A 16,250-nucleotide genomic window follows, 5' to 3' on the forward strand; every position below is an offset into this window, starting at 1 on the left:
TTGCCCTGCCCTCGACCTCATGCGGTCAGAAAACTTCACATTCCGGACGGGGGCCTCAGGCTTGCGGCATTCCTTCGGTGGCGGCGTGATCACCGCACTAGGGTGGTGCGCCATGACGGCACGACCACTCTCGGAGATCGTCGAGGCGGGGTGGGCGACCGCGCTGGAACCGGTCGCCGGGACGATCGCCGCGGCCGGCGACTGGCTGCGCGGCGAGGTCGCCGCCGGGCGCCGCTACCTGCCCGCCGGGAACCACATCCTGCGGGCCTTCACCCAGCCGTTCGACGACGTCCGCGTCCTCATCGTCGGCCAGGACCCCTACCCGACGCCCGGCCACCCGGTCGGCCTCAGCTTCTCGGTCGCCCCCGGAGTCCGGCCGCTGCCCGGCAGCCTGGTCAACATCTTCCGCGAGTACTGCGCCGACCTCGGCCACCCGGAGCCGTCCAACGGCGACCTCACCCCGTGGACGGAGCAGGGCGTCTGCCTGCTCAACAGGTCGCTCACCGTCATGCCTGGCAAGCCCGGCTCGCATCGCGACAAGGGCTGGGAAGAGGTCACCGAGCAGGCCATCCGAGCCCTCTCGGCCCGGAACCGGCCCCTCGTCGCCATCCTGTGGGGACGCGACGCCCGCAACCTCAAACCGATGCTCGGCAACGTCCCGTGCATCGAGTCCCCGCACCCGAGCCCGATGTCGGCCGACCGCGGCTTCTTCGGCTCGCGCCCCTTCTCCAGGGCCAACCAGCTCCTGGAACAGCAGGGCGCTTCGCCGGTCGAGTGGAAGCTGCCCTAGGCGTCTTCGGGAAGGCGGCGGAGGAGGGCGGCGAACTCGTCGGTGCCGTCCAGGGACGCGGCGGTGGGGAGGGGGGTCAGGCGGCGCTCGCCGTGGCTCCAGTAGACGCCGGGGGCGCACGGATCGTCGGCGGCGGCGTGCATCTCCCGGACGACGTCCGCGAAGACGGGCAGCACCTCGCGGACGGACCTGGACGAGATCGGGTACAGCAGCAGCGAGCTGTGACAGGGGACGCCGACCAGGGCACCGTGCTCGTTCGGCCAGGGGAGGAACTGGTCGACCTCGCTGAGCAGTGCCGACACGTACCGGCTGCCGGGCTTGCTGACGACGCGGACGTTGCGGCCCGGCAGGAGCGGCTGGTCGTGCACGGACACGTCGGCCAGTTCGCGGTCGTGGGTGTTCGTCATCACGTAGCCGAGCTTGTGCAGGCCGAGGAGACCGGCGCGGGCCTTGGTGAGCGGACCCCCGTAGCGCGGATGCTCGATCATCACCATCGCGTCGAAGTGGTCGCCGGCCGGGACGACGACGAGGCCCTCCCGGTCGCGGGGCGCGAGCTTCGGCACGATGCGCAGCCGCAGCAGTTCCCGGACGTCGCCGAACAGCTCCATCTCACCGACCGCGAGGAACGCGCGGTCGGTGACCTCGCGGACCCATTCGTCCACGACCTTGGGCCACGCCGAGCGCGTCTCGCGGGCGCACCGCTCCAGCACCGTCCAGCTGGAGGCCCGCGCCTCCGACCGGCCGACGGGCAGCACCACCTCGGAGGTACCGGGGTCGAACCAGGCGCTGGGCGCCAGGGCGGGCAGCACGTCGCGGATGAGCGCGTGCACGTCCGCCGCCGCGTCCAACGGTTCCATGGAGCTCATCCTCCCTCAGCCTTCGGCGGATCGGGTACACCCCACCTTCTCAGAGTTCGGCCCGGTTGTGCGATGCATCGCGATCCCCGGCTCGCACTCGCTGATCATGAGCCGCTCAAGTACGGTGCCTTCATGCGCGAACTCGTGTACCCACCGGTGATCATGACGGCTCGTGGTGTGTTCAAGGCCCTGAACATCAAGTTCCGTCTTGAGGGGACCGACCGGATCCCCAGCACCGGTGGCGCGGTGCTCGTCAGCAACCACGTCAGCTACCTCGACTTCATCTTCGCCGGGCTCGCCGCGCACCCGGCGGGCCGGCTGGTGCGGTTCATGGCGAAGAAGCAGATCTTCGACAACCGGATCGGCGGGCCGCTGATGCGCGGCATGCACCACATCCCCGTGGACCGGGACGCGGGCGCCTCGTCCTACGCGGCGGCGCTGAAGGCGCTGAAGGGCGGCGAGATCGTCGGGGTGTTCGCGGAGGCGACGATCAGCCGCTCGTTCACGATCAAGGACATCAAGAGCGGCGCCGTGCGGATGGCGGTGGCCTCCAAGACCCCGCTGATCCCGGTCGCTCTCTGGGGCCCGCAGCGGATGTGGACCAAGGGCCGCAAGCGCCGGCTCTTCCAGCGCAACGTGCCGGTGACGATCCTCGTCGGCGAGCCGATGTACCCCAAGCGCGGCGACGACTACGACCAGGTCACCCGGGACCTGCGCGCCCAGATGGAGGAGCTGCTGGAGAAGGCGCAGCGCGAGTACCCGGACGTCCCCCGCTCGGACGAGACGTGGTGGCAGCCCGCCTACCTCGGCGGCACGGCGCCGACTCCGGAGGAGGCCGAGAAGCTCGACCTGGAGGAGGCGGAGGCCCGCAAGACCGCACGCGACACCGAGGAGGGCGGCGCCTGACCGGGGCGAACCCGTCTAATTCGGTGGACGCGCTCCGCCGAATGGCGTGATCATCGATGTCATGACCATGTCGCAGGAGAGGCCGCAGGAGGTCTTGCATCTCATCGAGCCCCGGGAGAACGTCGCGGATCTTGGTGAGGGGACGACCCCCCACACCCCCCGGAACGTCATGGAGCCCGGGCCTGACTCCACGCTGCCCGTGGTCTTCAACCTAAGCGACAACAACTCGCCGGCCGACGTGATGGACGTGCTGTCGCTGCGTCCGTTCGCGTCCGGCAAGCAGCCCTGGTCGCGGTCGACGCGGCTGGAGAACGTCCGGTCGGAGGCCCCGCTGCGCCCGGACGACGCCCGGCTCGTGCGGGTCGCGCACGAGAAGGGCAAGGAGTCGGTGCTGGCCGAGGGCGACGGCTGGACGCTGCTGACGAACCGCTGGAAGAGCGGCGTCGCCTACGTCGCCGTGTCCGCCATCACCGACGAGCTCGCCGAGACCGTCCTCGAAGCGTCGGTGAAGGACGCGACCGAGCCGCCCAAGGTGGACGAGACCAGCGTCGAGATGGGCTTCTGGCACATGGGGACGCACGGCCCCGTCCGCAGCGAGCGCGCGATCACGGCCGACTCCTGGGACGACATCCGCCGCAACTACACCGCGCCGGTCGCCGAGGCGCTCGACCAGGTCATGAGCCTGACCCGCGAGGAGGTCGCGGGCCGGCTGCTGCTCCTGCACGGGCCGCCCGGCACCGGCAAGACCACCGCGCTGCGCGCCCTCGCCCGCTCCTGGAACGACTGGTGCCAGGCCGACTGCGTCCTCGACCCCGAGGCGCTGTTCGGCACGCCGAGCTACCTCATGGAGGTCGCGGTCGGCGACGACGAGGACGAGAACCGCCGCTGGCGGCTGCTCATCCTGGAGGACTGCGACGAGCTGATCCGCGGCGAGGCCAAGCAGTCGACGGGCCAGGGCCTGTCGCGCCTGCTCAACCTCACCGACGGCATGCTCGGCCAGGGCCGGGACGTGCTGGTGGCCATCACCACCAACGAAGACCTCGCCATGCTCCACCCGGCGGTCGTCCGCCCCGGCCGCTGCCTGGCCCAGATCGAGGTCGGCCGCCTCACCCGCGCCGAGTCGCTGTCCTGGCTGGACGGCACGGACGTCCAGCCCGCCGAGATCGGCGCCGACGGCGCGACGCTCGCCGAGCTGGCCGCCCTCCGCAAGGGCGAGAAGCGCCCCGAGACCCAGGAGGGTTCGACCACCGCGACCGGCTTCTACCTCTGAGCGGATCAGGTCGCCTTCCGCAGGGCCTGGTCGATGTCCTGCCAGAGGTCGTCGGGGTGTTCGAGGCCGACGGCGAGGCGCACGGTTCCCTCACCGATGCCGGCCGCGGCGAGGGAGGCCGCGTCCATCTGCCGGTGCGACGTGCTCGCCGGGTGCATCACCAGCGTCGCGATGGCGCCGAGGGACGGGCCCAGGGAGATGAGGTCGACCGCCTCGGAGAACGTGCGGCCCGCTTCGCGGCCGCCGGTCAGTTCGAAGGCGAGGACGCCGCCGGCGCCGTCCGGCAGGAGGCGCTCGGCGACCTCGTGTTGCGGGTGGCCGGGCAGCCCCGGGTAGTGGACGCGAGCGACGGACGGGTGCGCGGCAAGGCGCCCGGCGATGTCCAGGGCGGACGCGCTCTGCCGGGCCACCCGCATCGGCATCGTCGCGAAGCCGCGCACGGTCAGCCAGGCGGCGAACGGGTCGGCGGTGGCACCCAGTTCGGTGGCGTGCTCCCAGACGCGCTGGTGCACGGATGAGTCGGCGAAGACGATGGCGCCGCCGATGACGTCGCCGTGCCCGGCGATGTACTTCGTCATCGAGTGGATGACGATGTCGGCGCCATGCTCGATGGGCTTGCAGAGGAGCGGCACGAAGGTGTTGTCGACGACGGTGAGCACGCCCGCCCCGCGGACGGCCTCGGTGAACGCGGGAAGGTCGGTCACGTGCGTGGTGGGGTTGGCGACCGTCTCCAGGTAGAGGAGCCGGGTGGTGGGGCGCAGCGCCTCGCGCACCTCGGCCGGGTCGTCGCCGGAGACGAAGGTGACATCGACGCCCCATCGTGCGGCGAGGTCCTGGAGCAGCGCGTAGGTGCCGCCGTAGAGGGCGGTCTGCGCGATGACGTGGTCGCCGCTCTGGAGCAGCCCCATCAACACGGTGTTGACGGCGCCCATGCCGGACGCGGTGGCGAGCGCGCCGGCGCCGCCCTCCAGCTCGGTGAGCAGGCGTTCGAGCGAGCGGACGGTCGGGTTGCCCATCCGGGCGTAGAAGAACGCCTCGTCCGGGCCCCGGAACGCGGCGGCGAGGTCGTCGGCCGCGTCGAACGAGAACAGGTGGCCCTGGTAGATCGGGACGCCGAGCGGGCGGCTGCCCGCTGGCGTGATCACGGGCGGGTGGACGGCTCGGGTCTGGGGATCGTGTCCGGTCATGTCCCCAGCCTGCTGCGGGATCGGGACGGCGGAAACGGCCAATTCCGACCAGTGGCCCGGACCACGCCCCCGCCATCGTGCTCCGCGGCGCCGGACCACCGGCCCCGGTCTCCGGTGGGAACGCCCCCACATCCCCGGCAGAGCCGGCCCGGTCCCCTGTGGGGGGACGACCCCCCACACCCCCCGGGAAGAACGGGGCCAGGCCGGCCCCCTCCACTCCGCTGGCGCTCCGTTCCGGGAACCGGCCCGGCCGGGGGCGCCTCCGTTCCCTGGGCCGCCCGGTACGGTCCCGTCGCCTGCTCACCCACCCCGCGAGGGCGAACCGGCGACCGGGGTCGTCCCGGACGGGGTGACGATCGGCGTCCCTCGACCGGAGACCCGAGCATCACCCGGCGGGGCCCGTTCCCGGTATCCGGGAGACCACCGGCAAATTGCCGGATTTCTCCGTGTTCGTAGGCGTACGTACTACGGGGTGGCCCGGGCGAACAGCCGCCGGTACACGCACCGGAGACCGTGGAGATCACTGACAGGCTCTGCGAAACCGAGCCGCACATCGAACGACGCGGGCCCGTCCGCCGACGGTGCGGAGCAGCGCAGCCACATTCCGTACCGGTCGAGCGCGAGCGGCCGGACCGGCCCGCCCGGGACGGACTCGGGCAGCAGCCGCGGCAACTCGCCCCGGTGAGACGCGTCCAGATGCGTGAGGATACCCGCCTCGACGGCCACGAACGGGTCGGGCGCGGCGGCGGCGTACTCCTCGGGTTCGAGGGTGGCGCTCCCCCACGCGTCGTCGACCTCGACCTGCGCGATTTCGAGCGCGAGGACCGTCCACTCGCGTTCGCCGTCCCGCTCGGCGCCGAGGTCGAGCAGTTCCGGGCGCGGGTGCGCGTGCGAAAGCCGGAGCGCGGCGGCGCGCAGTTCCCCGTCCGGCATCTCGCTCAGCCAGCCGTGCAGCCAGGCCCGTCCCCGGACGCGGTCCGGCAGCGGCACCGGCGCGACGTCGGAGATCCGGAGCGTGGCGGGCACGCCGTCCTCACCGGCCAGCGCCGTCACGATCGGCGCGTCCGCGCGGACGAGCAGCAACGGCCTGCCGTCGCGGTCGGTCGTGTGCGCCGGGACGGGCGCGTAGGGAACACCCGGGGCGACGAGCACACCGTCCGCGATGCCGTAGGCGAGGGTCCGCGCCCGTTCCCCCGGCGTCGGTCCCTCCGCGGTCTGCGTGCTCTGCGTGGTCTCCGCTCGCGGCACCATGCCTCCTTGACGTAGCAGGTTAGGCTTACCTAACTTAGGCATACCTAACCATCAGGGAGCAGGATGAACAACCCCCGTCCCAAAGTGCGGCTTTCGCGGGCGCTCGGGATTCCGTTGACGCCGAAGTGCGTGAAGTACTTCGAGGCCCGCCCCTACCCGCCCGGCGTGCACGGCCGGGCCCGCAAGCAGGAGACCGACTACAAGATCCGGCTCCGCGAGAAGCAGCGGCTCCGCGCGCAGTACAACATCCGCGAGGCGCAGCTCCGCAACGCCTTCGCCAAGGCCGGCAGGGCGGGCTGCAAGACCGGCGAGGCCCTGCTCGTAGACCTCGAACGCCGGCTGGACGCGCTCGTCCTGCGCGCCGGCTTCGCCCGGACGATCTACCAGGCCCGGCAGTTCGTCGTCCACCGGCACGTCCTGGTGAACGGCCGCCGCGTGGACCGGCCGTCGTACCGGCTGCGTCCCGGCGACGTGATCACGGTCGCCGAACGGAGCCGCTCGATGGTCCCCTTCCAGGTCGCCGCCGCCGGCGGGCACGCCGAGAACGTCCCGCCCTATCTCGACGTCCGGCACGACGCCCTCGCGGCCCGGCTCGCCCGCCTCCCCGAGCGAAGCGAGATCCCCGTCATCTGCGACGAGCAGCTCGTCGTCGAGCACTACTCCCGTTAAGGCGGGTCAGTTCTTCGGCTTGCCGCTCGTCTCCGCCTTCGGCGACTTGGACGTGCCGCCGCTCGGCACGGTCGGGAGCTGGCTCTGCTGCTGGTTCTGGTTCTGGTCGTTGGTCCCCGACGCGTACTGCTTGGTGACCTTCCACTTGCCGTCGATCTTGGCGAGGGCCAGCCGGAGCAGCGTCGCGGGCGCCGAGGTCGCGCCGTCCTTCGTCCTGACGTCGATGTCGACCATGACGACGGCCGTGGCGAACCTGCCGTCCACGCCGCCCACGAACACCTGGTTCGTCTTGGACGTCAGCGACAGCTCGGGGTTGCTCTTGAACGTCTCGCCGAGGCTGGGCAGCGTGGTGTTCTTGAAGCTGTCCAGGAGGTCGCCGCCCATGAGCTTCTGCGCCTTGTCCATCTGCGTCTGGTAGTTCTGCGCGTTGTAGTTGAGCGCGACGTCGCCGTAGGCGGAGGCGACCTTGCCCACGGCCGCCCTCTCGTCCTGCTTGGACGTCAGGGAGCTCGCGCTCGTCCACTTCCATATGGCCAGGCTCGCCAGCAGAGCGACCAGGACGACGATCACGACCGTCTGCACCACGCTGAGACCGAAGAGCCCCGCCTGCCCGTCCGCCTGCACGGCGACCTTGGCGCGGGTCGGGGCCTTCTTCGGCTCCTCCTCCTCGGCCTCCTCCTCCGGAGGTTCGAGCCGGGTGGGACGCGGCTTCGCCTTCGTGGCGGCGGGCTTGGCCGCCGGCTTCGCGGCCTTGGCCGGACGCGCCGGGGGCTCCTCCTCCTCCTCGTCCTCGGCGTCGAGCGCCTCCAGGACCTCGTCGAGGTCCTCGTCGTCGATGACCTCGATGACCCGCACCCGGCGCTTGCGCCTGGGCTTCGCCGGCCGCTCCGCGGCCTCGGTCTCCTCGGCCGCCGCCTCCTCCTCGGCCGGGACCGCCTCGACCTCGTCGACCTCGTCCCTGGTGGTCTTGGCTGTCACTTCGGGCACTCCTCGGGATTGGGGTCAGTCCTTGCCCCGACGTCGTCGGGTCAGGCGGGACACCACGGGCACCGAGCCCATCATGACCCTGATCAGCACCAGCAGGGCGATGACCGGGGGAACGTACACTAGCCAAACCGGGGGCCCGCCAGAAGAGCCGCTGTTGTTCGCGGCGTTCTTCGCCTGCACGTTCGGCCGGTCGAGCGCGGGATCGTGGGTCGGGATCGTCTCGCCCGGGTTCTTGGCCTTGTAGGTCTTCTGCTTGGTCACCGCCGGGGTCCGCCCGCCGGGGCAGGTCGGGACCTTGTTCACCTGCGGTTGCGCGAGCGGGTACTTGTACTCCAGCGCCGCGAGCTTCTTCGTCGTGACCTGGAAGACCACGTTCAGGACGGGCTTGCCCTGGTCGGTCCCGATCACGTTGTCCAGGACGACCTTCAGGCGCGGCGCCAGCGCGAGCGTCCGGTTCAGGTCGTACAGGTAGTTCGGGTCGTAGGTCGACACGCCCAGAGTGCCGAGCATGTCCACGGCGCAGCCGAAGTCGGGGGCGGTCTTGTCCAGCAGGCCGTTGACCGTGTTCAGCAGGTCGGGGCCCCGGTCGCGCAGCTCCGCGATCTGCCCGCGGACCTGGCTGAGCGCCGCGGTGAGCGCGGCGAGGTTGTCGATGCCGGCGCCGAGCGACCCGCGGTTCTGGTTCAGCACGTGGGTGATGCGGCCGAGGTCCTTGGTCAGGCCGTCGAGGAGTTCGGTGTTCTGCGCGAACGTCTGGGTCAGGTCGTCGCTGCCGTTGATGATCTGCCGGAGCGAGTCCTCGCGTCCGGCCCAGCCCTCGGCCAGTTCGTGGGTGAGCACCTTGGCGTCGTCGGGGTTGATCGCCTTGAGGGTGTCGATGACCGCGCCGAACAGGTCGCCGTACTTGGGCGGGACCTTGGTCTGCGACACCGGGATGACGGTGCCGGGCTTCATCGGCGGGGCGTCCGACCTGCCGGGGCCGGGGGTCAGCTCGACCACCGGCTCGCCGACCGCGGACTTGCGGGCAGCGGCCGCGGTGACGCCCTGCGGGATCTTGACGCCGCGGTCCATGTCCAGCTTGACGACGACTCGGTCCTTCTCCAGCCGCACCGAGTCGATCTTGCCGACCCGCAGGCCGAGATAGTCGACCTCGAAGTTCGGGTGCAGACCGGGCGAGGACTCGAACTCCGCGGTGATGTGGTACGGCCGGTCGATGAAGTCGAACCGGATGACGTTGTTGAACGCCCACAGGACCATGACCGCGGCGAGCACGCCGAAGGCCACCAGGTTGATCGTCAGTCGCTTGTTCATCCGCGCGGCTCCAAGATCTTGTCGAGGTCCGGCAGCGCGCCTTGGAGCTGCTTCGGGATCTCTGGCGACCGGGCGGATTTCTGCTTCTTCTTCGGGCTCTCGCTGAGGCCGGGGAAGATCGGCGTCCCGTCCGGCCAGACGAGGCGGACGATCGGGTAGAGCAGCAGCTGGCCGTCGTAGCTGGCCCGCGGGAGCTTGTCGGTGAAGGTGACCAGCCCGTTCACCAGAGCGGTGAGGCGCTTGCGGTCGCCGCCGAGCTGCTGCAGGACGGGGTCGAGGTCGCGCAGCAGCGCGCGGAACCGCAGGATGCGCCCCTCCAGCACCTTGTCGTTCAGCTCGCGGGCCATCATGGTGAGCCGGTCGACCGTCTTGATGATCTTGTATTTGTCCTGGTTCAGCAGCCGGGTGGTGCGTTCGAGCTGCCCCGGCAGCTGACTAAGCGCGTCGCTGCCGTTGGCGAGCGACCGGCCGAGCTTCGCGAACCGGTCGACGGACTCGCCCAGCTCGCGGCGCTGCTCGGCGAACATCCTGAGCAGCTCGCCGGCCTGCGCGATCGTCTTGTTGAGCTTCTGCCCTTGACCGTCCAGGGCGGTGGCCCCGGCGTTGACGACCGTGGCGACGTCGTCCCCGGCGAGCGCCTGGATGAGCGGGCCGGCCTGCCCGACGACCTGCTCGAACGCGGGCTGGACGCTGGTGTCGGTGATCGCGGCGCCGGTGGCGTAGAAGGGGCCGCGGTCCATGCTCGCGCCCGGCGGCATCTGCAGGTCCACGTAGTTCTCGCCGAGCAGCGACGTCACCTTGATCTCGGCCCGCGTCCCCTTCGGGATCTTGATGCCGTCCTTGATGGACAGCGTCGCCTTCGCCTTGTAGCCGGCGAGCTCGACCTTGGTGACGGTGCCGATCGTGATGTCGGACATCTTCACGCTGTGGCCGGCGACGAGGCCCTGCGCGTCGTCGAACGTGGCGGTGAGCTTCAGGTCGCCCTTGGGCGCGCCCGCCGTCTTGTAGGAGCAGCCCGAGACGGCCAGCGCCATGGCGACGATGAGCATCAGCACCTTCCTGCTCATCAGTTGCCTCCGTTCTGCCAGGGACAGTTGGAGTTGGGCGCGGGCAGCGGGCAGTCGACCTCGTCGCTGTTCATCAGGCCCTTGAGCCAGGTGCGCAGGAACGCGTCCGAGGCGAACCGGATCTGCAGCGACTTGTTCTTCGGGTTGAAGCCGCCGATGAGCGCGTCGCTGATGCCGGGCAGCACGCGGATCAGCTGCGCCAGCTCCTTGGCGTTGCCCTTGAGGACGAGCGCCGTCCGGGTGAGGACGGCCAGGTCGTACGGCAGCTTCCCCTTGTACTTCTGCAGGAGCTTGTCGCCGTTCTTGGACAGCTCCAGGATGCCGCCGATCAGCTGCTGCAGCTCGCCGCGCTCGGAGCTGAGCACCTGGCTGGCCGTGCCGAAGTCGCGGATCACCGTGCCGAGGACCTGCTCGCGTCCGCGCACGACGCCGGCGAGCCGGCTGAGGTTCTGCGCGACCTCGATCAGTTCCTTGTCCTGGCCGGCGACGTTCTCGACGAGCCGGGCGCTCTGTTCCAGGGTGGCGTTGAACTCCTTGCCGTTGCCCTGGACGGTGTCGGCGGCGGTGCCGAGCGCGTTCTGCATCTTGGTCGGGTCGAGCGCGTTCGCGAGGTTGGTGAACGAGCTGAGCGCGTCGTCCACCTCGACGGGCACGTGGGTGCGCTCGATCGGGATGACGTCCGAGGTCTCCTTGGCCTCGCCCGGCTTCCACGCCGGATGCAGGACGAGGTTGCGCTCGCCGATCAGGTTCAGCGGGACGATCGACGCCTGCACGCCCTTCGGCAGCGGGACGTCCCGGCGCAGGTGGAACGTCACCTTGACCCGGTCGCCCTGGTTCTCGACCTTGTCGACCAGGCCCACGTCGGCGCCCATGACCTTGACCTTCGACTTCTCGTAGAAGGATCGGGCCTTCGGGACGTAGACGACCATGGTGCGGTCGCCGCTCGCGGACGGGGCGAGCGAGCAGCCGCCGAGCGACGCGGTCACGGCGAGGACGAGCGCGACGGCGATGCCCTTCCCTCTGCTCATCAGTTGCCTCCCTGCGGCCGCCGCGTGGAGATGGGGCCGGGCGGCTGCAGCGGGCCGAGCCCGGTGAGCAGGCCCTCGATCCAGGCGCCGTTGCCCTTCAGGTTGGCGACCTGCTGGAACGTCGGGCCGAGCAGCGAGAAGTCGGTGTTCAGCGCGTCCATGTTGGGCGCGAGCCGTGTCGTGAGCAGGTGCAGGTTGTCCAGGAGCGTGTCGAGCTCCTTCTGGTTCTTGGAGATCACGTTGGACAGCGTCCGGACGGTGCGGTTGCCCTGCCCGATCGTCGCGGCGAGCTCGTTGCGGCGCCGGACGAGCGACTGCAGCAGCACCTGGCTGGCGTTGATGATCTGGCGGAGTTCCTCGTCCTTGCCGGCCAGCGTGCCGGTGATCGTCTTGCTGTTCTCGATCAGCCGCTGGATCTCCGGGTAGGAGTCGTTCAGCATCCGGGACAGGTCCTGGATGTTGACCAGGATCCGGTGCAGCTTCGCCGCGCCGGGAGACTTGATCTTGTTGACCTCGGTGAGCAGCTTGTCGATGCTCTTCTGGTCGAGCTTGCCGACGATGTTCTGCGCGCCCTCCAGGGCGTCCGGCACGGTGAACGGGACGCTGGTGCGCGACAGCGGGATCCGCCGCCGGGACTCCGGCACGTCCGCCAGGTAGGGCTTGGAGACGGGGCCGGACAGCCGCAGGTACCGGCCGCCGAGCAGCGTCGTCGTCTGGATCTCGGCGCGGGTCTTCGGGCCGAGGTCGATCCCGGCGTTCACGTGCCAGGTGACGATGATCCTGCCGTGCCGGAAGTCCGGCTCGACCCCGGTGATCCGGCCCGACTTCACGCCCGCGACCCGCACGTCCTGGCCCTTCTTGAGCCCGGCGGCGTCGCTGAACTCGCCGCTCATCGTGTAGCCGCGGTCGAGCAGGTGCAGCTGGCCGATGGCGAACGCGAACACGCAGCCGGCGGCGAGCGCGGTCAGGGTGACGATCGCGACGATCTTGTGGTTGACGTCCCGCAGGGACTTCAGCGCCATCAGCCGCCACCCCCCAGCAGCATCTTCTTCAGCTTGGTGAGGTCGTCCTTGCTGGGCGAACCCGCGCCGGGGGACTTCGGCAGCGACATCGGGAACGGGCACGGACCCTGCACGATGTTCAGGCAGAGCGCGTCGGTGCGCAGGTAGTGGCCGCCGTTCGCGGACGCGAACAGCTGCCGGAGCGTCAGCGGGAGCTGCCGCACCATCTTCTCCAGCTGGTCGACGTTCAGCCGGAACGTCTCGCTGAACCTGCCGAGGTTGTCGATGATGCGGGCGAGCTGCGCGTCGTTGCCGCCGAGCACCTGGTTGAGGTTGGTGGTGACCCCGGAGATCTCCACGACCGCGTTCTCCAGCAGTTTGCGGTTGCCCGCGAACACCTTGGTGAGCGATTCGAGGTTGTCGATGCTGGCGGCGATCTGCCGGTCCCGGGTGGCGATCGCGTCGCTCACCGTCTCGTAGTCGTCGATCATCCCCTTGATCGTGTTCTTCCGGGCCGCGAAGGTCTGGAGCAGCATGTCCAGGTTGTCGGTCAGCACCGAGATGTTCTGCTCGTTGCCGTCCAGCGCCTGGGAGAAGGCGAAGAGGATCTTGTTGAGCTGGTTCGGGTCCAGGTTGCGGGTCAGCGGGCCGAGGCTGTTGACGATGTCGCCGAGGTCCACGACCGACCTCGTGTGCGGGACGCGGTCGCCGTCGCCGAGCCTGCCCTGGCTCGTTCCCGGCTCCAGGTAGACGACCCGCTGCCCCATCACGTTGCGCCAGCGGATCGCGGCGGTGGAGTCGGACGGGACGCGGACGTCCTTGTCGACCGCCATGCCGACCACGGCCTTGCCGCGCACCACCTTGATGCTCTTGACCTGGCCGACGGGCGTCCCGGCGACCTTCACGGCGTCGCCCTCCAGCAGGCCGGTGACGTCGTCGAAGGTGGCGGTCAGCTTGTAGCGGGCGTCGAAGCTGGTGCCGAGGATCTGCTGGCCGATGTAGAACGTGAGCATCCCGGTCAGCACCACGAACACCAGGAACTTGAGGATCGTGGAGTACTCGGGCCCGCGCGCGGCCTTGCCGCGCATCCGCGGGCTCACGGCCGCGTTCCCGTCGCCGCGCCGCCCCGCTTGCGCTGCCCGCCCGTCTTGCCGGGGAGTTGCAGGTCGAACGCCGTGGCCTGCGGCGTGGACGGGCAGATGTCGATGAAGATCTGGCAGATGTCCAGCGGGAGGTCGTCGCGGGCCTGGGCGATCAGCGTGCCCGACGGCCCCGGGACGCGGATGATCTGCGACAGCAGGCCGAAGAAGCCGTTCAGGCTGTCCAGCAGCACCGGGATGTTGCGGCGCTGGCCGTTCAGCACGTGCACGACATCGCCGCCCGTGTCGATGATCTTGCCGAGGTTGCGGCCGTGCTGCTGCAGGTTGGTGCCGACCGTCTCGCCGAGCCGGCTGGACTCGTCCAGCAGCTGGGTGACCTTGTCGGGACGCTCGTTGATCACCTGCGCGAGCCGGTTGAAGTCGCCGGCGAACCGGGTGATGGTGTCGCCGCGGGACGCGAACGTTCCCGACAGGCCGTTGATGTCGTTCAGCAGCGACTGGATCGCCGCCCGGTCCCGGTAGGTCGCGTCCACGACGATCGCGCCGTTGTCGATCGTCCGGCGGAGCGCGGGTCCCTGCCCGGAGAGGCCGGAACCGAACGTGTGCAGGATCGTCGCCACGTCGTCGGGGTTGATCGCCTTGGTGAGCCGGTAGGTGGGCCACGCCGTGTCGGACAGTTCCTGCGGGTCGTGCGTCTTCGCGATCTTCCCGCCGTCCTTCAGGTAGGGGCCGGTCAGTTCGTGCGAGCCGAGGTCGAGGGCGAGGTCCTTCGGGCCGAACACCGAGACCGGCTCGACCGTCGCGGCCGCGGTGTCGGCGATCTTGACACCCTTGTCGATCCGGAACCGGACGGTGACCCGGCCGCTGTCGTCCAGCCTGATGCGGTCGACGTCGCCGACCGCGATGCCGCGGATCTTCACCTCGGACTTGCCCGGGTCCAGCCCCTGCCCGGCCCGCCCGAACGTCGCGTTGAAGTAGGTGGAGCCCGCGTGGGACGGCGTCGAGCCGATCGCGACGAACGCCGCCGCGGCGGTGATCACGGCCGCGCCGGCCAGCCCGAAGAGCGTCCGGGAGCGGCTGGAGAGCGTCTCGTCGCTCATCCGGTCAACTTCACTGTGCTGCCGTGGCCCCAGAAGATGTACGACAGGACCAGGTTCATGAGGATCATCAGGATGGTCGACTCCCGGATCGCGCGGCCCGCGGCCACGCCGACGCCGACCGGTCCGCCCGCCGCGTAGTAGCCGCGGTAGCAGTGGATGAACATGATGATGAACGCGAACACGGCGACCTTGATGACGCTGTAGAACACGTCGATCGGCGGCAGGTAGAGGTGAAAGTAGTAGTCGTAGATGCCGGGCGAAAGCCCGAAGTACTGGATCGTGATGAACCTGGTGGCGAAGAACGCCATGAACAGCGACACCAGGTACAGCGGCACCAGTGCGATCACGCCGGCCGCGACCCGGGTGCACACCAGGTAGGCCAGCGAGTTGATGCCCATGACCTCCAGCGCGTCGATCTCCTCGGAGATCCGCATCGCGCCGATCTCCGCGGTGAACCCGGTGCCGACCTGCGCGACCAGCGCGACGCCCGCGATGATCGGGGTGACCTCGCGGACGTTGGAGTAGCTCGCGACCAGCCCGGTGAACGCCTCCGCGCCGATGCGCTCCAGCCCGGGGTAGCCCTGCAGGCCGACCATCGCGCCGGTGGCGAGCGACATCGTCGCGATGACGAAGATCATGCCGCCGCCGATGACCAGCGCGCCGACGCCGACGGTGATGTCGCTGACCTGCTTGGCGAGCGTCTTGCCGTACTTGCGGCGCAGGATGATGTCGACGAAGAGGTGGTAGAGGACCCGGCCGAGGAACACCGGCAGGTCGGCCGACGCGGCGAGGCCCGCGGTCCGGCCCTTGACGGCACGGCCCAGCTTGCGGACGGGAGAAATGGCGACCATCAGAACCTCGGGGGGAAGAGGACCTGGTAGATCATGGTGAGGATGTAGTTCGTCGCGAACACCACGATCGAGGTGACCACCACCGCCCGGTTGACCGCGCGGCCGACGCCGACCGGCCCGAAGTCGCAGTTCATGCCCATGTAGCAGGCGACCGCGGCGGCGATGAACCCGAACACCCACGCCTTGAACAGGGTGATCACCAGGTCCGAGAACTGCAGCAGGGCGGTGGCGCCGTCGAAGAACGCGCCGGGGCTGACGCCCTGCTGGATGACGTTGAAGTAGTAGCCGCCGATGACGCCCGCCAGGATCACCACCGAGCACAGCAGCCCGGACACCATGCTCGCCGCCCACAGCCTGGGGGTGACCAGGCGGTGGATCGGGTTGATGCCCATGACCTCCATCGCCGCGAGTTCGTCGCGGATGTTGCGGGCCCCCATGTCCGCGGTGATGGCCGAGCCGCCGACGCCGGAGACCAGCAGCGCGGCCGCCAGCGGCGCCACCTGCTGGATCATCGCCGCGGTCAGCAGCGCGCCGGTCCCCGACTGCGCGCCGAGCTGCCGGGCGATGTCGCCCACCTGGAGGGAGATGGTCGCGCCGAGCGGCACCGCGATGAGCATGACCGGCACGCTGGTCACCCGCGCGAGGAACCAGCACTGCTCGATGAACTCGCCCCACCACTGGCGCAGGTCCCAGGTGCGGCGCAGCCCTTCGAGAAGGGTCACGCACAGCAGTCCGGTCTCGTCGAGCGCCCGCTCGACGCGTCTGCGTGCCAGGTCCGGGGCCTTCGTCAGGCTCAGGGCCATCAGCCGGTGACCTCCCCCAAGGGGGGTTGGTGAAGGTTCACTCCAGCCTCCTTAGTGCTCGGACGTCGGCGC

General features: G+C 70.0%; 16 protein-coding genes. 4 read left to right on the plus strand and 12 right to left on the minus strand.

All coding sequences use genetic code 11. The features are described from left to right. The first annotated feature begins 112 nt into the window (after positions 1 to 112). Positions 113 to 790, plus strand: coding sequence for a uracil-DNA glycosylase (locus ACQPXG_RS36760; protein WP_433463743.1), 678 nt, complete (start codon positions 113 to 115; stop codon positions 788 to 790). On the opposite strand, the gene ACQPXG_RS36765 is transcribed toward ACQPXG_RS36760, so the two are convergent. Then, complete coding sequence (locus ACQPXG_RS36765) at positions 787 to 1,647, minus strand: hypothetical protein (RefSeq protein ID WP_433463744.1); 861 nt, start codon at positions 1,645 to 1,647, stop codon at positions 787 to 789. The genes ACQPXG_RS36760 and ACQPXG_RS36765 overlap by 4 nt on opposite strands. Before the next feature lie 132 nt (positions 1,648 to 1,779). Between ACQPXG_RS36765 and ACQPXG_RS36770 the strand changes: the two genes are divergently transcribed. Both ACQPXG_RS36770 and ACQPXG_RS36775 read left to right on the plus strand, forming a co-directional pair. After that, positions 1,780 to 2,553, plus strand: coding sequence for a lysophospholipid acyltransferase family protein (locus ACQPXG_RS36770; RefSeq protein ID WP_433463745.1), 774 nt, complete (start codon positions 1,780 to 1,782; stop codon positions 2,551 to 2,553). Positions 2,554 to 2,614: 61 nt separating this feature from the next. Then, positions 2,615 to 3,823, plus strand: a complete 1,209-nt coding sequence (locus tag ACQPXG_RS36775; protein ID WP_433463746.1) for a DUF5925 domain-containing protein — start codon at positions 2,615 to 2,617, stop codon at positions 3,821 to 3,823. Positions 3,824 to 3,828: 5 nt separating this feature from the next. Here ACQPXG_RS36775 and ACQPXG_RS36780 read toward each other — a convergent pair whose 3' ends face one another. Continuing rightward, the gene (locus ACQPXG_RS36780) at positions 3,829 to 5,010 is read right to left on the minus strand and encodes a trans-sulfuration enzyme family protein (protein WP_433463747.1); all 1,182 of its coding nucleotides are present in this window, start codon (positions 5,008 to 5,010) and stop codon (positions 3,829 to 3,831) included. A 465-nt stretch (positions 5,011 to 5,475) separates the two neighbouring features. After that, a complete protein-coding gene (locus ACQPXG_RS36785) occupies positions 5,476 to 6,261 on the minus strand; it encodes a DUF2470 domain-containing protein (RefSeq protein ID WP_433463748.1) in 786 nt (261 codons plus the stop codon). Between the two features lie 63 nt (positions 6,262 to 6,324). Here ACQPXG_RS36785 and rpsD point away from each other — a divergent pair, with 63 nt between their 5' ends. Beyond that, on the plus strand, positions 6,325 to 6,930 hold the full coding sequence (rpsD, locus tag ACQPXG_RS36790; protein ID WP_433463749.1) for a 30S ribosomal protein S4: 606 nt from the start codon (positions 6,325 to 6,327) through the stop codon (positions 6,928 to 6,930). Positions 6,931 to 6,936: 6 nt separating this feature from the next. Here the strand turns inward: rpsD and ACQPXG_RS36795 are convergent, their stop codons facing one another. The 9 genes from ACQPXG_RS36795 to ACQPXG_RS36835 are packed head-to-tail and all read right to left on the minus strand — an operon-like array spanning position 6,937 to position 16,178. After that, positions 6,937 to 7,908, minus strand: a complete 972-nt coding sequence (locus ACQPXG_RS36795) for a hypothetical protein (RefSeq protein WP_433463750.1) — start codon at positions 7,906 to 7,908, stop codon at positions 6,937 to 6,939. A gap of 24 nt (positions 7,909 to 7,932) precedes the next feature. After that, positions 7,933 to 9,228: an MCE family protein gene (locus ACQPXG_RS36800; RefSeq protein WP_433463751.1), complete on the minus strand. Its 1,296-nt coding sequence runs from the start codon at positions 9,226 to 9,228 to the stop codon at positions 7,933 to 7,935. Then, the gene (locus tag ACQPXG_RS36805; protein ID WP_433463752.1) at positions 9,225 to 10,295 is read right to left on the minus strand and encodes an MCE family protein; all 1,071 of its coding nucleotides are present in this window, start codon (positions 10,293 to 10,295) and stop codon (positions 9,225 to 9,227) included. The genes ACQPXG_RS36800 and ACQPXG_RS36805 overlap by 4 nt, the downstream gene beginning before the upstream one ends. Next, positions 10,295 to 11,323, minus strand: coding sequence for an MCE family protein (locus ACQPXG_RS36810; RefSeq protein ID WP_433463753.1), 1,029 nt, complete (start codon positions 11,321 to 11,323; stop codon positions 10,295 to 10,297). The genes ACQPXG_RS36805 and ACQPXG_RS36810 overlap by 1 nt, the downstream gene beginning before the upstream one ends. Beyond that, complete coding sequence (locus ACQPXG_RS36815) at positions 11,323 to 12,345, minus strand: MCE family protein (RefSeq protein WP_433463754.1); 1,023 nt, start codon at positions 12,343 to 12,345, stop codon at positions 11,323 to 11,325. Before ACQPXG_RS36815 ends, ACQPXG_RS36810 begins: the two co-directional genes overlap by 1 nt. Next, positions 12,345 to 13,424 (minus strand): MCE family protein, encoded by a 1,080-nt coding sequence (locus tag ACQPXG_RS36820; RefSeq protein WP_433463755.1) that lies wholly within the window; start codon positions 13,422 to 13,424, stop codon positions 12,345 to 12,347. Before ACQPXG_RS36820 ends, ACQPXG_RS36815 begins: the two co-directional genes overlap by 1 nt. After that, on the minus strand, positions 13,421 to 14,524 hold the full coding sequence (locus ACQPXG_RS36825; protein ID WP_433463756.1) for an MlaD family protein: 1,104 nt from the start codon (positions 14,522 to 14,524) through the stop codon (positions 13,421 to 13,423). Before ACQPXG_RS36825 ends, ACQPXG_RS36820 begins: the two co-directional genes overlap by 4 nt. Beyond that, positions 14,521 to 15,375: an ABC transporter permease gene (locus ACQPXG_RS36830; RefSeq protein ID WP_433463757.1), complete on the minus strand. Its 855-nt coding sequence runs from the start codon at positions 15,373 to 15,375 to the stop codon at positions 14,521 to 14,523. Before ACQPXG_RS36830 ends, ACQPXG_RS36825 begins: the two co-directional genes overlap by 4 nt. Continuing rightward, positions 15,375 to 16,178, minus strand: coding sequence for an MlaE family ABC transporter permease (locus tag ACQPXG_RS36835; protein WP_433463758.1), 804 nt, complete (start codon positions 16,176 to 16,178; stop codon positions 15,375 to 15,377). The genes ACQPXG_RS36830 and ACQPXG_RS36835 overlap by 1 nt, the downstream gene beginning before the upstream one ends. Between the last annotated feature and the right edge of the window lie 72 nt (positions 16,179 to 16,250).

This window comes from Spirillospora sp. CA-128828, assembly GCF_050945415.1.
In the GTDB taxonomy this organism is placed as follows: domain Bacteria; phylum Actinomycetota; class Actinomycetes; order Streptosporangiales; family Streptosporangiaceae; genus Spirillospora.

What these genes read in the sequence shown, in the direction of transcription:
- rpsD (WP_433463749.1), top strand. Translation starts at nt 6,325, where the DNA reads ATGAACAACCCCCGTCCCAAAGTGCGGCTTTCGCGGGCGCTCGGGATT.
- ACQPXG_RS36835 (WP_433463758.1), bottom strand. Translation starts at nt 16,178, where the DNA reads ATGGCCCTGAGCCTGACGAAGGCCCCGGACCTGGCACGCAGACGCGTC.
- ACQPXG_RS36775 (WP_433463746.1), top strand. Translation starts at nt 2,615, where the DNA reads ATGACCATGTCGCAGGAGAGGCCGCAGGAGGTCTTGCATCTCATCGAG.
- ACQPXG_RS36770 (WP_433463745.1), top strand. Translation starts at nt 1,780, where the DNA reads ATGCGCGAACTCGTGTACCCACCGGTGATCATGACGGCTCGTGGTGTG.
- ACQPXG_RS36830 (WP_433463757.1), bottom strand. Translation starts at nt 15,375, where the DNA reads ATGGTCGCCATTTCTCCCGTCCGCAAGCTGGGCCGTGCCGTCAAGGGC.
- ACQPXG_RS36765 (WP_433463744.1), bottom strand. Translation starts at nt 1,647, where the DNA reads ATGGAACCGTTGGACGCGGCGGCGGACGTGCACGCGCTCATCCGCGAC.
- ACQPXG_RS36825 (WP_433463756.1), bottom strand. Translation starts at nt 14,524, where the DNA reads ATGAGCGACGAGACGCTCTCCAGCCGCTCCCGGACGCTCTTCGGGCTG.
- ACQPXG_RS36780 (WP_433463747.1), bottom strand. Translation starts at nt 5,010, where the DNA reads ATGACCGGACACGATCCCCAGACCCGAGCCGTCCACCCGCCCGTGATC.
- ACQPXG_RS36785 (WP_433463748.1), bottom strand. Translation starts at nt 6,261, where the DNA reads ATGGTGCCGCGAGCGGAGACCACGCAGAGCACGCAGACCGCGGAGGGA.
- ACQPXG_RS36805 (WP_433463752.1), bottom strand. Translation starts at nt 10,295, where the DNA reads ATGAGCAGGAAGGTGCTGATGCTCATCGTCGCCATGGCGCTGGCCGTC.
- ACQPXG_RS36815 (WP_433463754.1), bottom strand. Translation starts at nt 12,345, where the DNA reads ATGGCGCTGAAGTCCCTGCGGGACGTCAACCACAAGATCGTCGCGATC.
- ACQPXG_RS36810 (WP_433463753.1), bottom strand. Translation starts at nt 11,323, where the DNA reads ATGAGCAGAGGGAAGGGCATCGCCGTCGCGCTCGTCCTCGCCGTGACC.
- ACQPXG_RS36800 (WP_433463751.1), bottom strand. Translation starts at nt 9,228, where the DNA reads ATGAACAAGCGACTGACGATCAACCTGGTGGCCTTCGGCGTGCTCGCC.
- ACQPXG_RS36760 (WP_433463743.1), top strand. Translation starts at nt 113, where the DNA reads ATGACGGCACGACCACTCTCGGAGATCGTCGAGGCGGGGTGGGCGACC.